Consider the following 13,983-nt stretch of genomic DNA (forward strand, 5'->3'; position numbering starts at 1 on the left):
ATAAGGTGTGCGGTGTGACTGCTAAGCGTGTGGTGATCGCTGAGGACGAGGCTTTGATCCGGATGGATCTGGCCGAGATGCTGGCCGAGGAGGGGTACGACGTCGTCGGGCAGGCGGGGGACGGGGAAGAGGCCATCCGGCTGGCGACCGAGCATCGGCCGGATCTGGTCATCCTCGACGTGAAGATGCCGAAGCTGGACGGGCTCAGCGCGGCGGAGAAGATCGCCGGCGACCGGATCGCCCCGGTGCTGATGCTGACCGCGTTCTCGCAGCGCGAGCTGGTCGAGCGGGCCCGCGACGCCGGCGCCATGGCATACCTGGTGAAACCGTTCTCCAAGGCCGACCTGCTGCCCGCGATCGAGATCGCCGCGTCCCGGTACGTCGAGCTCGCCGAGCTGGAGCGTGAGGTCGCCGATCTGGCCGAGCGGCTGGAGACCCGCAAGCTGGTCGACCGGGCCAAGTCGATCCTGCAGACGAAGTTCGGCCTGTCCGAGCCGGACTCGTTCCGGTGGATCCAGAAAACCGCCATGGACAAAAGAGTTTCCATGCGGCAGGTCGCGGAGTTGGTTGTTGACGAGGCTGGCGGTAGTGACTGAATCACTCTCCGCTCATCGAGCTGAGCGCGCGTACAGCAATCACTGATACTCATGCTGCTTACCGCTGTAACGACCTCACAACACACGCTCCGTGACATCGCCGAGAGAGCTTGCTGAGGTCTAACCTGCCGGTGCTCGCGGGAAACGCGGGAGTCCGGGTTTCCCGGACTATCCAGACATGGGAGGAACAGTGCACCAGCGTTCCGTAGTAAGGGTCGGCGCGTCGCTGATCGTTGCGTCGTTGGCCCTGACTGCCTGCGGCTCACGCAGTGGCGACGACTCCGGGGGGGACTCCGGAGGTTCGACGAAGACTGCCAAGATCGGCGTGATCGCGCCTCTGTCAGGAGACTTGTCGGCGCTGGGACTGGGCATCCAGCACTCGGTCGAACTGGCCGTGAAGCAGGCCAACGACTCCAACGCGATCCCGGGCTGGAAGCTCGAGGTCGTGCCGAAGGACGACGAGGCGAAGCCGGACCCGGGTAAGAACGCGGCCACCGCGCTCGCCGGTGACGCGGACGTCATCGGCGTGGTCGGCACGCTGAACACCAGCGTCAGCCAGCAGGTCCAGCCGGTGCTCGCACCGAAGAACATCGTCCAGGTCTCGCCGGCCAACACCGGTCCGGGCCTGACCCAGGGCGCGAACTGGCAGACCGACCCGAAGCGGCCGTACCCGACGTACTTCCGCACCTGCACGACCGACGCGGTCCAGGGTCCGTTCGCGGCTCGTTACCTGTACGAGACGGCGAAGATCACCAAGGTCGCCACGATCCACGACAAGAAGGCGTACGGCCAGGGCCTGGTCGGCACCTTCACCGAGGAGTTCAAGAAGCTGGGTGGTCAGGTCGTCGCGGCCCAGACCATCAACCCGGACGACTCGAACTACCAGGCCGTCATCTCGGCGATCAAGCCGTCCGCTCCGCAGGCGATCTACTACGGTGGTGAGTACCCGCAGGCCGGTCCGCTCTCGCAGCAGATGAAGGCCGCCGGTCTGAACGTTCCGCTGATGGGCGGCGACGGCATCTACGACCCGAAGTACATCACCCTGGCCGGCAAGACCAGCACCAACGACCTCGCTACCTCGGTCGGCGCGCCGGTGGACGCTCTGGAGTCGGCGAAGAAGTTCGTCGCGGACTACAACGCGGCCGGCTACAAGGACCCGTACGCGGCGTACGGCGGCTACTCCTACGACGCGGCCAACGCGATCATCACCGCGCTGAAGACCTCGCTGAAGGACGCCAAGGACGTCGAGTCGGCCCGCCAGGCCACGGTCGATGCCATGAGCAAGGTTTCCTTCGACGGCGTGACCGGTAAGGTGGCGTTCGACCAGTACGGCGACACCACGTCCAAGGTGCTCACCGTCTACAAGGTTGCCGACGGCAAGTGGGCGACGGTCGAGACTAAGGACTTCGAGGCCAAGTAAGCAGAGTCGACCCCATGCTTCGGGGGTGGGAGCGATCCTCCCACCCCCGTGGCGTGTCATAACTGAGGCAGATGGGAGGTCGACGTGGACCAGTTCTTCCAGCAGCTCGTGAACGGACTGACCCTGGGGTCGCTGTACGCCCTGATCGCGGTCGGTTACACCGTCGTCTACGGCATCGTGCAGCTGATCAACTTCGCCCACGGCGAGGTCTTCATGATCGGTGCGTTCGGCGCACTGACGACGTACCTGTTGTTCTTCGACGGCGAGACCAGCGTCTGGATCCTGCCGATCATGATCATCGGCGCGATGATCGCGTCGGTCGGCACGGCCGTGGCGATGGAACGTGTCGCGTACCGTCCCCTGCGGAACGCGCCACGACTCGCACCGCTGATCACCGCGATCGGTATCTCGGTGTTCCTGCAGGAGTTCGTGCGGCTGTTCTACGAGCGCCCGGGCTGGACGTTGTTCGCCTTCGCCGCCATGGCGCTGGGCATCGGCTACTACGTCGGCACGCGGGTGTCGAAGGCCGAGCTGAACCACCCGGTGACCAAGTGGTACGACCGTGCCGCGCTGATCGGCGCCGTGGTCGGCCCCGTCGCCGTCTGGGTAGTGGTACGGCAGATCACCAGCGACGTGACCGCCGTGCTGGTGGTGGGCGTGGTCATCGTCGGCGCGGTCGTCGGTACGGCGATCGGCTGGCTGGCCGGTCTGGCCGTACGACGGAGGGCGCGCGCGGAGATCAAGATCCCGGCGATCGCGGCGGCCGCGGCCACCGCAGCCGTAGCCGCGGTGGTGGGCTGGGTGCTCTTCGAGAAGCTCATCAGCAGCATCACCTGGCCGAGCGCCAAGCAGCGTATCCCGTTCCCGCAGATCGATGTGGTCACCGGAACGGCGATCGAGATCGGCGGCGTGACGATCCAGCGGTCCGCGATCTTCACCATGGCCGCGCTGGCGCTCTGCTCCGTCCTGCTGTGGTTCTTCATCAACCGGACCCGGCTCGGGCGCGGCATGCAGGCCGTGTCGCAGGACCCGGACACGTCCCGGCTGATGGGTATCAACGTGGACCGGATCATCGTGGTCGCGTTCGCCCTCGGTGCGGTCCTCGCGGCCATCGCCGGTGTCTCGCAGGGTCTTCAGAACAACAACATCGACTTCCGGATGGGCTTCCTGGCCGGTCTGAAGGCGTTCACCGCCGCGGTGCTCGGTGGTATCGGCAACGTGTTCGGCGCCGTCGTCGGTGGTCTGGTGCTCGGCGTCATCGAGGCGATGGCGACCCAGTACATCCCGGGCCAGTTCGGTGGTAGCACCTGGAAGGACGTCTGGGCCTTCGTGATCCTGATTCTGGTACTGGTGTTCAGGCCGCAGGGCCTGCTCGGCGCGAGGGTGGTGGACCGGGCATGACCGATGTGAGGACGCCTCCGGCGGGGCCGGAGACCGCGGCTCAGCCGCAAGCCAAGCCGCTCGCCTGGCCGTTAGGCCTGGCCGGTGTGGCGCTGGTCATCGTGGGCTCGTTCCTGTCGTGGAGCTACGACAGCACGATCCTGGGCGACCTGTCGATCAACTTCTACCCGGGTGGCCTGCAGATCCTGGCGATCATCCTCGCCTTGCTCGCGCTGGTCCTGCTGCTGGCCGAGAAGGGCCCGCTGACGAAGCTGGGCGCGTGGCTGGATGCCACGGCCGGTCTGCGGGCACTGGGCTTCACTCTCACGCTGTACATGCTGCTGGTCCTGATCGCGATCTCGGTCGACTCCGACGGCCTGATCAACGTGAACCCCGGCGCGTACATCTCGTTCGTCGGTGCCGCGCTGATCCTGGTCAGCGCCTGGATGCTGCCGTTGCGGCAGTTGCGGGACATGAGCGAAGCCAGGCTGCCGGGCTGGTTCGAGATCCTCTCGATCGCGGTGCTGATGGCCGCCGTGCTGTTCGTCGCGGCGTACGCGCTCGGGCTGGAGGACGCCTGGTCGTTCATCCTCTGCCTGGTCTTCATCGCGGCGGTCACGGCCGTACTGTTCCGGACCGGTGCGTTCTCGTGGGTCGGCCATGTCTCGCAGCGGCAGCGCAAGGTGCTGACGCTGTCGGCGGTCGTGGTCGCCTTCCTGTTCCCGTTCACCCAGGGTGGCTCCGACGCGAACATGTCGATCGCCACCCAGGTGCTGGTCTTCGCGGCGACCGCGATGGGCCTGAACATCGTGGTCGGTCTGGCCGGCCTGCTCGACCTCGGGTACATCGCGTTCCTCGGGTGCGGCGCGTACGTGGCCGCCACCATGTCGACGTCGGCGTTCGCCACCATCGGGTGGAAGCCGCCCTTCCTGGTCGTGATGCTGATCGGCGCCAGTGTCGCGGCGACCTTGGGTCTGATCATCGGCACGCCGACACTGCGGGTCTCGGGTGACTACCTGGCCATCGTGACCCTGGGCTTCGGTGAGATCTTCCGGTTCTCGATGTTCAACCTGGACGGGAACAACGGCCCGAACCTGACCAACGGCCCGAACGGTGTCCCCGGCATCCCGGACCTGGAGATCGGCAGCTTCAATTTCGGCGACGTGCACACGGTCGCGGGGATCGAGCTCGGCCGGTTCTCGAACTACTACTTCCTGCTGCTGCTACTGACCGGCTTCGTCATCCTCGTCTTCTCGCGGTTGAACAACAGCCGGATCGGCCGGGGCTGGGTGGCGATCCGGGAGGACGAGAAGGCGGCCGAGGCGATGGGTGTGAACACGTTCGGGCTGAAGCTGCTCGCGTTCGCGGTCGGTGCCTTCCTGGCCGGCCTGGCCGGCACCATCAAGGCCCACCAGGACGGCGCGGTCAGCCCGGACCAGTTCATCTTCCTGGAGTCGGCGTTCCTGCTCGCAGCCATCGTGCTCGGCGGTATGGGCACCATCGCCGGTGTGTTGCTGGGGGCAGCGATCCTGAAGCTGCTGCCGGAGAAGTTGCGGTTCTTCTCCGAGTACCGGCTGCTGCTGTTCGGCCTGCTGCTGGTGCTGATGATGCGGTTCCGCCCGGAGGGTCTGGTCGCGAACAGACGCCGCCAGTTGGAGTTCCACGAAGAGGACGAGCAGCTGGCCGTCGAGATCGACGAAGAGCACCTGTTCGTCGAGGAGGCGAAATGACCGTCACCGAAACGACCCCGGCTCCGGCCCGAGCGTCCGGCGCCGCGGTGCTGGAGGCGACCGGCGTGACCATGCGGTTCGGCGGTCTGCTGGCGGTCAACGACGTCAACCTGACCGTCCGCGAAGGCGAGATCGTCGGCCTGATCGGCCCGAACGGAGCCGGCAAGACGACCTTCTTCAACTGCCTCACCGGCCTCTACAAGCCGACCAGCGGCGAGGTCCGGTTCGCCGGTACGCCGTTGCCGCCGAAGCCGCGGGCGGTCGTCAAGGCCGGGATGGCGCGGACGTTCCAGAACATCCGCCTGTTCGCCAACATGACCGCGCTGGAGAACGTGATGGTCGGCCGGTACTGCCGGACCAGCTCGGGCGCGCTCACCTCGGTCCTGCGGGGGCCGAAGTTCCGCCGCGAGGAGGCTGCCACCATTGCCCGGTCCCAGGAGCTCCTCGACTTCGTCGGCCTCGGCAAGTCCACCGACCACCTGGCCCGGAACATGCCGTACGGCGACCAGCGCCGGCTCGAGATCGCGCGCGCGCTGGCCACCGACCCGAAGCTCGTCCTGCTGGACGAGCCGACGGCCGGTATGAACCCGCTGGAGACCCGGCAGGCCAGCGACCTGATCTTCAAGATCCGGGACTCGGGCCTGTCGGTCGTGGTGATCGAGCACGACATGCGGTTCATCTTCAACCTCTGCGACCGGGTGCTCTGCCTGGTCCGCGGCGAGGCGCTGATCGAGGGCACGCCGCAGGAGGTGCAGTCCGACCCGCGGGTGATCGAGGCCTACATCGGCACCGGCGAGCAGGACGACGAGGACGAGGTCGAGGACGTCGAACCGCAGCAGCCGCAGGACGGCGAGGAGGCCCCATGACCGCGATGCTCGAGGTCCGCGACCTGGAAGTTGCCTACGGCAAGATCGTCGCGGTGAAGAATATCAGCTTCAGCGTGGAGCAGGGGCAGGTGGTGTCGCTGATCGGCACCAACGGCGCCGGCAAGACCACCACGCTGCGGACGATCTCGGGGCTGCTCCGGCCGACGTCGGGCGAGATCCTGTTCCAGGGCGAGCGGATCGACCAGGTGGCGGCGCACGACATCGTCGCCCGCGGTCTGGCCCACTCACCGGAAGGGCGGCGGATCTTCCCGAGGCTGTCGGTCGAGGAGAACCTGATGCTCGGGGCGTTCGCCCGTAAAGACCCCGGGGGTGTGCGCACCGACCTGGACGCGGCGTACGACCTGTTCCCGATCCTGGGGGAGCGGCGCAAGCAGCCGGCCGGGACGTTCTCCGGTGGTGAGCAGCAGATGCTGGCGATGGGCCGGGCGATGATGAGCCGGCCGAAGCTGCTGATGCTGGACGAGCCGTCGATGGGGCTGTCGCCGATCATGATGAAGCGGATCATGTCGACGGTCACCGAGCTGCAGCAGCAGGGCACCACGATCCTGCTGGTGGAGCAGAACGCGCAGGCGGCCCTGAAGCGGGCCGACTTCGGTTACGTGCTGGAGGTCGGCAAGATCGTGCTGTCCGGCACTGGCCGCGATCTGCTGGTCAACGACGAGGTCCGCAAGGCCTACCTCGGCGAGGACTGAGTTCGTCTGCCTGAGCCCCTCTGGTGTCACACCAGAGGGGCTCAGCTGCGGATGGCCACTAGTAGCTGGACAAGCAGGGGAGCGACGATCAGCGCCGGCAGCAGATCGGCCACCGCGACCTGCTTGAGCTTGAGCAGTCGCAGCGCGACACCGATCAGCATCACGCCACCGGTCGCCCCGAGCGCGGTCACCTGCGCGTCCGGGAGTACGTCGCCCGGCACCGCACCGACCGCGGTCATCGAGCCTTGGACGACGAGTACGACCAGCGCCGAGGCGGCCACGCCCCAGCCGAACGACGCGGCGAAGGCGATCGAGGTGAAACCGTCCAGAACCGCCTTCAGATACAGCTGATCCGCGCCCCGGCCGAGTCCGTCGGACAACGCGCCCAGGAACGTCAGCGGACCGACGCAGAACACCATCGACGCCGACACGAATCCCTCGACGAAGGTGCTCTGTCCTTCACCCCGGTCGAAGCGGTGCTGGATCCAGGCACCGAAACCCTCCAGCCGCTGCTCGATCCGCAGCAGCGAGCCGATGATCCCGCCGATCAGCATCGCGCCGAGCACGATCAGGACCGGAGCGCTGTCGCCGACGGCGTCGCTGAGCACCTGATCGCCGACCGTGAGCGCTGCCGAGATCGCGATCAGCAGCGTGACCAGGCCGATCGCATCGGTGACCAGATCCCGGGTCCGGTGACTCAGCCGATGCCCGATGAGTACGCCGAGTACCGAGCCGACGAGCACTGTCGCGACGTTCACGACGGTGCCGATTCCGATGAACAAACCTGTCTCCGATCAGCCCGGGCTGCGCAGCTTTGCAACGGACCCTGGAGGGCCTACTGTTGCGCGAGGACGAGCGTATCCGCCGTCCTCGTTCACCTCGGGGGTGGACCGGACCAGGAGGTCGCTGTGGCAGCAGCCATCGAGGTGAGGGACGCCCAGCGAGGCGATGCCGATGCCTTGGTCGCGTTGTGGCGCGAGCTGGCCACCGCGGGTGCGCATCCGTCACGGTTGCCCGCGACACCTTCCGCGGCGGCCGTCGAGGTTGCCGTCAGCAAGCATGTGGACGACCCGTTCGGCCGGTTGCTGGTCGGCGAGCTGGACGGCGAGGTGCACGGCATGGCGTACTTGCGCCGCACCGCGATCAGCCCGCTGCACGAGGACCTGACGGTCACGATCGAGTATCTGCACGTCAGCGACACCGCCCGCCGGCACGGCCTGGGCAAGGCCCTGATCGCGGAGGCGGTCGCCTGGGCCGAGCACGAGAGCTGCGCACATCTGGCCGTGGTCGCCCCCGCGATCGCCCGCGAGGCGAACAGGTTCCTTGCGCGGTTGGGCCTCGGGCAGGCCGGCGTGCTGCGGTTCGCGAACACCCACACGGTGCGTCGCCGGCTCGCCGCCGAGCACGCGCCGAACCTGCTCGCCCTGCTCTCGTCGCGACGGTCCGTGGCGGCCCGCCGCGCGCAGCTCGGCCGCCCGCTGCCGGCCGCCGCGCCGCCGATCGACGTCAGCTACCCGGCGGAGCCTGAATCAGCTGGCACGTGATCCGCGCGGTGCAGACCCGCTTGCCCCGGTCGTCGGTGACGACGACCTCGTACGACGTCGTCGTTCGGCCGAGGTAGATCGGGGTGGCGACCCCGGTCACGTTGCCCTCGCGGACCGCACGGTGGTGGGTGGCGTTGATGTCCACGCCGACGGCCACCTTGTCGTAGCTCGCGGCGTGCAGCGCCGAGCCGATCGAGCCCAGGCTCTCGGCCAGGACGCAGGACGCGCCGCCGTGGAGGAGGCCGTAGGGCTGCGTGTTGCCGTTGACCGGCATCGTCGCGACCACCTTCTCCGGGGACGCTTCGCTGACAACGATTCCCATCAGCTGCAGCAGCGTGCCCTCCATGCCCATCCCCGGGCCGAGGTCCATTTGATCAGTCACAGGGGCACACTACGCGGGTGTGTCAGAACTGTCGGCGGGAACCACTAGAGTCGGTACGTGGCTCCAGAAACCAACACCTCGACGATGACCAAGGGCACCACGGGGGACGCCCCGCAGCCTGGCACCGGCCGGCCGCGGATCCTGCTGCTGGACGGGCACTCGCTGGCGTACCGGGCGTTCTACGCGCTCCCGGTGGAGAACTTCTCCACCACCACCGGGCAGCACACCAACGCGGTGTACGGGTTCACCTCGATGCTGATCAACATGCTCCGCGACGAGCAGCCGACGCACATCTGCGTCGCGTTCGACGTGTCCCGCAAGACCTTCCGCTCCGAGCAGTACGCGGAGTACAAGGCGGGCCGGTCGAAGTCGCCGGACGAGTTCAAGGGTCAGGTCTCGCTGGTCAAGGAGGTGCTGGAGGCGCTCCGGATCCCGACCACCGAGATCGACGGCTGGGAGGCCGACGACATCCTCGCCACGCTCGCCACCCAGGCGGCCGAGCAGGGCTTCGAGGTGCTGATCAGCAGCGGTGACCGGGACGCGTTCCAGTTGGTGAGCGACGACATCACGGTGCTGTATCCGAAGCGTGGCGTGTCCGAGATCGCCCGGATGGACCCGGCCGCGGTCGAGGAGAAGTACGGCGTACCGCCCCGGCTGTATCCGGATCTGGCCGCGCTGGTGGGGGAGCAGAGCGACAACCTGCCCGGTGTGCCCGGGGTCGGGCCGAAGACGGCGGCCAAGTGGCTGAACCAGTTCGGCTCGCTGAACGACGTGGTCGACCGGGTGAACGAGATCAAGGGCAAGGCCGGCGAGTCGCTGCGTGAGCACCTGGCCGACGTGATCCGGAACCGGCAGATCAACGAGCTGGTCCGCGACCTGACGCTGGACGTTGTGGTGGACGACCTGGTCCGGACGCCGTGGGACCGGGACAAGGTGCACACGCTGTTCGACAGCCTTGAGTTCCGGGTGCTGCGCGAGCGGTTGGTCGCCGAGCATGAGGAGGTCGACGCGACCGTCGACCACGGGTTCGAGCTGCAGGGCGTGCAGCTGAAGCCGGGGGAGGTCGCCGCCTGGCTCAAGGAGCATGTCAACGCCGGTGAGCGGGTCGGCGTCGCAGTGCAGGGCAGCTGGGGTCGTGGCACCGGCGAGATCACCGGACTGGCGCTGGCGAACACCTCCGGCGCGGCAGCCTGGTTCGACCCGACCGTACTGACGCCCGACGACGACGCGGCCTGGCAGGCCTGGCTCGCAGACCCGAAGCAGCCGAAGGCGCTGCACGACGCGAAGGGCCCGCTGCTCGGCTTCCTGGAGCGCGGTTGGACGCTAGCTGGTCTGAGCTCGGACACCCAACTGAGTGCCTATCTCGCCCGTCCGGACCAGCGGTCGTACGACCTGGCCGACCTGACCGTGCGGTATCTCAAGCGCGAGCTGCGCAACGAGGAGGCGGACAACGGCCAGCTCAGCTTCGACGACGTCGAGGGCGGCCCGGCCGCGGATCACACGATGCTGCGCGCCCGGGCGATCGCCGACCTGGCCGACACCCTCGACGCCGAGCTCGAGAAGCAGGCCGGTACGGCGCTGCTCGCGGACGTCGAGCTCCCGCTGATCGACGTGATCGCCGGGATGGAGCGGGACGGGATCGCGGTCGACCGGCCGTATCTCGAGCAGCTGGAGGAGCGGTTCGCCACCGGAGTCCGGGAGGCCGCGACGGCGGCGTACGACGTGATCGGCAAGGAGATCAACCTCGGTTCGCCGAAGCAGTTGCAGGTCGTGCTGTTCGACGAGCTGCAGATGCCGAAGACCAAGCGGACCAAGACCGGCTACACCACCGACGCGGATTCGCTGCAGGCGCTGTTCGAGAAGACCGAGCACCCGTTCCTGGCGTACCTCCTGGCGCACCGGGACGCGACCCGGCTGCGGCAGACGGTCGAGGGGCTGCTGAAGACGATCAGCCCGAAGGACGGCCGGATCCACACCACGTTCAACCAGACGATCGCGGCGACCGGGCGGCTCAGCTCGACCGACCCGAACCTGCAGAACATCCCGATCCGGACCGAGGAGGGCCGCCGGATCCGGCAGGCGTTCATCGTCGGCGGGGGCAACGAGTCGCTGATGTCGGCCGACTACAGCCAGATCGAGATGCGGATCATGGCGCACGTGTCCGAGGACCAGGGTCTGGTCGACGCGTTCAACTCCGGGATGGACTTCCACTCGGTGACGGCGTCCCGGGTGTTCTCGGTCGAGCCGTCCGCGGTGACGCAGGAACAGCGCGCCAAGATCAAGGCGATGAACTACGGGCTCGCCTACGGCCTGTCGGCGTACGGGCTGAGTCAGCAGCTGAAGATCGGCGTCGACGAGGCGAAGGGCTTGATGGACGAGTACTTCGAGCGCTTCGGGGGCGTCCGCGACTACCTGCGCTCGATCGTCATCGACGCCGGCAAGAGCGGGTACACCGAGACGATCCTGGGCCGCCGGCGGTACCTGCCGGACCTGACCAGCGACAACCGGCAGCGCCGCGAGATGGCCGAGCGGATGGCGCTGAACGCGCCGATCCAGGGCTCGGCCGCGGACGTGATCAAGATGGCGATGCTCAAGGTCGACGCGTCGCTGCGCGAGTCCGGCCTCAAGTCACGGATGCTGCTCCAGGTCCACGACGAGCTCGTCTTCGAGATCGCCCCCGGCGAACGCGAGCCGCTCGAGGAGCTCGTCCGCCGCGACATGGGCCGCGCGGTCGAGATGACCGTTCCCCTGGACGTCTCGGTCGGCGTCGGCCGCACCTGGCACGAAGCCGCGCACTAGGGCGTCAGCCCCCGACCCCCGGTAGCAACGGCATCGGGTCGGGGGACAGGGCGTTGTCGATCGACGTCAGTTCACGGGGATTGAGCGGAGGCAGGTCGGCCAGCGGGAACCAGGCGACCTCCAGCGACTCGTCGTCGTTCACGCGCGGTTCGCCACGCACCCAGCGGCAGCGGAAGCAGAGGTCGAGGAACTGGACCTGGTCGCCGTTGGGGTAGCTGAACGGCGGCTGGGCCTGGACGCTGACGAGGCGCTCGACGGCGACCTCGACCGCGGTCTCCTCGTGGATCTCGCGGGCCAGGCCGAGGGCCGGCTGCTCACCCGGTTCGAGGATGCCTTCGACCAGGGCCCAGCGGCCGGTGTCGGCACGCCGGACCAGCAGGACCTCCGCGTGGTCGTTCAGGACCACGCCGGTGATGCCGGTGAGCCAGAGCAGGTCGTGCCCGATCTTCTCGCGCAGCTCGAGGATGAACTTCGGGGTCGCCATGCCCAGCACCCTATCGAGCGGGCCGGAGCACTTACTTTCCGCAAGAAAGATGTCCGATAGACAGTAAGCGGAAAGCGTTTGCACGCAAGATGCGGACAGTGAGCGGCCGATCTCGGTCGGTTGCTGTCGAGGTCTTCCGCACGGTGTCTTTCTCTGTCATTCTGCCGGGCAAGATCCGAGATCCTATCGGATATTGCTCTCGGATATTTCGTGCTTGTTCCGACCCAGCCGCCTAGGAGGAACCCATGCCGAACGACGATGCCCGACCGCCGGCACTCAGTCGTCGATCACTCATCGCGGGGGCGTTAGGACTCACCGCCGCGACCGCCGGCGGTGGTCTGCTCAGTGGCTGCAGTGGCTCCAGCACTGCGAGCGGCGCGGCCGCGGGCGCCGGCCAGGCCGCCCCCAGCGTCACCCTCGGCCCGAAGCTGACCACCGTGCAGTACCCGGAGGGGTACGTCGGACCGGTCGCCCGCACGCTGAAACCGCTCACGACCGAGAAGGTGACGTTCAAGATCGTCGTCAAGCAGGACGTGACGATCGGTGACTGGAAGACCAACGCCTTCACCAAGTGGCTGGAGGAGAAGACCGGCGTCCACATCGAGTGGAGTCAGATCGGCGGTACCGACGACGACGTGATGACCAAGGTCAACGCGATGATCGCGGCCGGCGACATCCCGGACGCCTTCCTGGGCGTCAACTTCACCCGGTCGCAGCTGTTCCTGTACGGCGCGCAGGGACTCTTCACCGACGTCGGCGGGCACATCGACGCCTACGCGCTGAACCTGCAGCAGGCGATGAAGGACTACCCGGAGACCCGCAAGCTGATCCAGGCGCCGGACAAGAAGATCTACTCGTTCCCGGGCATCAACGACTGCTTCCACTGCCGGGCCATCGACGGACGGGCGTGGCTGAACATCGACTGGATCAAGCAGGTCGGTCTGGAGATGCCGAAGACCACCGACGAGTTCCGCGAGGTACTGCGCGCGTTCAAGAAGGCGGACCTGGCCGGCAACGGCAAGACGATCCCGTTCGCCGGCTTCAACGAGGCTCCCATCGACCCGTTCTTCATGAACGCGTTCCTCTACGATCCGGGCGAACCGTGGCTGGTGGTCAAGGACGGCAAGGTCGACGTCGCGTTCGACAAGGACGAGTGGCGCGAGGGCCTGAAATACGCGAACGGCCTGTACCGCGAAGGGCTGATCAGCCGGGACATCTTCACCGCCGACGGGGACCAGTTGAAGCGCTACGGCAACGCCCCGGGCAAACCGCTGATCGGGGGTGCCCGGTCGAACTACTGGGGCAACTTCCTCGACATCGACCAGAAGGACCCGAACGCCCGCTGGCGTCAGTACGAGGCGTGTCCGCCGCTGAAGGGACCGAACGGCGTCCAGTACGCCGCCTGGGACTACCTGACCGTCGGCGTCGAGGTGTCGCACCTGGTGATCACCAAGAAGTGCGCCAAGCCGGATCTGCTCGTCCAGTGGGCCGACGCGCAGTACGAGCTGGAGGCGATCCTGCGCGGGTACGGCGGTCCGAAGTTCGCGTGGGCGAAGAAGGGTGATCTCGGGATCAACGGCAAGCAGGCGGTGTACGGGTTCGACGCGACCTGGAACTCGCAGAAGAACCTCAACTGGGGCCAGGACAACCCGATGTACCGCTCCCAGGACTTCCGGCTCGGTGAGCGGGTGCAGCCGGGCGACCTCACGTTCGAGAAGCCGCTGTACGAGCAGACCAAGGAGCGGTTCTTCCCCCTCAAGCAGCCGCAGGAGATGCAGTTCCCGCCGGTCACCCTGGACCAGGACCAGGCCGCGCAGGAGGCCGAGCTGAAGACCAACCTCAAGGGCGAGGTGAACCAGTCGTTCGCCAAGTTCCTCACCGGGCAGCTCGACCCGAACGACGACGGCGCCTGGAACGACTACAAGGACCGGGTCAGCAAGATCGGAGTGAAGCCGTACCTGGACCTCCAGCAGGCCGCCTACGAGACGTACAACGCATGAGAGAGCGGAGCGAGCTCATCATCAAGCACAGTGCGTCTCGTGTCTCATCCGCGCCCGGAGCGAAGCGAG

At 67.3% G+C, this 13,983-nt stretch carries 12 protein-coding genes; 9 read left to right on the plus strand and 3 right to left on the minus strand.

Annotated features, from left to right (window positions below):
- Positions 1 to 5 precede the first annotated feature (5 nt).
- The 6 genes from AB0E63_RS35905 to AB0E63_RS35930 all read left to right on the plus strand — a co-directional run bounded on the left by AB0E63_RS35905 (position 6) and on the right by AB0E63_RS35930 (position 6,705).
- Entirely contained in the window at positions 6 to 596 is a 591-nt protein-coding gene (locus tag AB0E63_RS35905; RefSeq protein WP_360376074.1) for a response regulator, read from the plus strand.
- 178 nt (positions 597 to 774) lie between these two features.
- Positions 775 to 2,016, plus strand: coding sequence for a branched-chain amino acid ABC transporter substrate-binding protein (locus tag AB0E63_RS35910; protein ID WP_360376077.1), 1,242 nt, complete (start codon positions 775 to 777; stop codon positions 2,014 to 2,016).
- Between the two features lie 84 nt (positions 2,017 to 2,100).
- Positions 2,101 to 3,417, plus strand: a complete 1,317-nt coding sequence (locus AB0E63_RS35915) for a branched-chain amino acid ABC transporter permease (protein ID WP_360376080.1) — start codon at positions 2,101 to 2,103, stop codon at positions 3,415 to 3,417.
- Complete coding sequence (locus AB0E63_RS35920; RefSeq protein ID WP_360376082.1) at positions 3,414 to 5,126, plus strand: branched-chain amino acid ABC transporter permease; 1,713 nt, start codon at positions 3,414 to 3,416, stop codon at positions 5,124 to 5,126. The genes AB0E63_RS35915 and AB0E63_RS35920 overlap by 4 nt, the downstream gene beginning before the upstream one ends.
- Entirely contained in the window at positions 5,123 to 5,992 is an 870-nt protein-coding gene (locus tag AB0E63_RS35925) for an ABC transporter ATP-binding protein (protein ID WP_360376084.1), read from the plus strand. The genes AB0E63_RS35920 and AB0E63_RS35925 overlap by 4 nt, the downstream gene beginning before the upstream one ends.
- On the plus strand, positions 5,989 to 6,705 hold the full coding sequence (locus tag AB0E63_RS35930) for an ABC transporter ATP-binding protein (RefSeq protein WP_360376086.1): 717 nt from the start codon (positions 5,989 to 5,991) through the stop codon (positions 6,703 to 6,705). The genes AB0E63_RS35925 and AB0E63_RS35930 overlap by 4 nt, the downstream gene beginning before the upstream one ends.
- A 41-nt stretch (positions 6,706 to 6,746) precedes the next feature.
- Here the strand turns inward: AB0E63_RS35930 and AB0E63_RS35935 are convergent, their stop codons facing one another.
- Positions 6,747 to 7,487 carry a DUF554 domain-containing protein gene (locus AB0E63_RS35935; protein ID WP_360376088.1) on the minus strand — a complete coding sequence of 247 codons (741 nt, stop codon included), beginning with the start codon at positions 7,485 to 7,487 and terminating at the stop codon, positions 6,747 to 6,749.
- A 126-nt stretch (positions 7,488 to 7,613) separates the two neighbouring features.
- Here AB0E63_RS35935 and AB0E63_RS35940 point away from each other — a divergent pair, with 126 nt between their 5' ends.
- Positions 7,614 to 8,249: a GNAT family N-acetyltransferase gene (locus tag AB0E63_RS35940; RefSeq protein ID WP_360376090.1), complete on the plus strand. Its 636-nt coding sequence runs from the start codon at positions 7,614 to 7,616 to the stop codon at positions 8,247 to 8,249.
- On the opposite strand, the gene AB0E63_RS35945 is transcribed toward AB0E63_RS35940, so the two are convergent.
- Entirely contained in the window at positions 8,212 to 8,631 is a 420-nt protein-coding gene (locus AB0E63_RS35945) for a hotdog fold thioesterase (protein ID WP_360376093.1), read from the minus strand. The two genes, AB0E63_RS35940 and AB0E63_RS35945, sit on opposite strands and share 38 nt — an antisense overlap.
- An 84-nt stretch (positions 8,632 to 8,715) precedes the next feature.
- Between AB0E63_RS35945 and polA the strand changes: the two genes are divergently transcribed.
- A complete protein-coding gene (gene polA, locus AB0E63_RS35950; RefSeq protein WP_360376132.1) occupies positions 8,716 to 11,430 on the plus strand; it encodes a DNA polymerase I in 2,715 nt (904 codons plus the stop codon).
- Between the two features lie 4 nt (positions 11,431 to 11,434).
- Here polA and AB0E63_RS35955 read toward each other — a convergent pair whose 3' ends face one another.
- Positions 11,435 to 11,914 carry an NUDIX domain-containing protein gene (locus AB0E63_RS35955; protein ID WP_360376095.1) on the minus strand — a complete coding sequence of 160 codons (480 nt, stop codon included), beginning with the start codon at positions 11,912 to 11,914 and terminating at the stop codon, positions 11,435 to 11,437.
- Between the two features lie 245 nt (positions 11,915 to 12,159).
- On the opposite strand from AB0E63_RS35955, the gene AB0E63_RS35960 reads away from it, so the two are divergent.
- The gene (locus AB0E63_RS35960; RefSeq protein ID WP_360376097.1) at positions 12,160 to 13,914 is read left to right on the plus strand and encodes an extracellular solute-binding protein; all 1,755 of its coding nucleotides are present in this window, start codon (positions 12,160 to 12,162) and stop codon (positions 13,912 to 13,914) included.
- Positions 13,915 to 13,983 lie beyond the last annotated feature (69 nt).

Source organism: Kribbella sp. NPDC026596 (assembly GCF_040638415.1).
In the GTDB taxonomy this organism is placed as follows: Bacteria; Actinomycetota; Actinomycetes; order Propionibacteriales; family Kribbellaceae; genus Kribbella.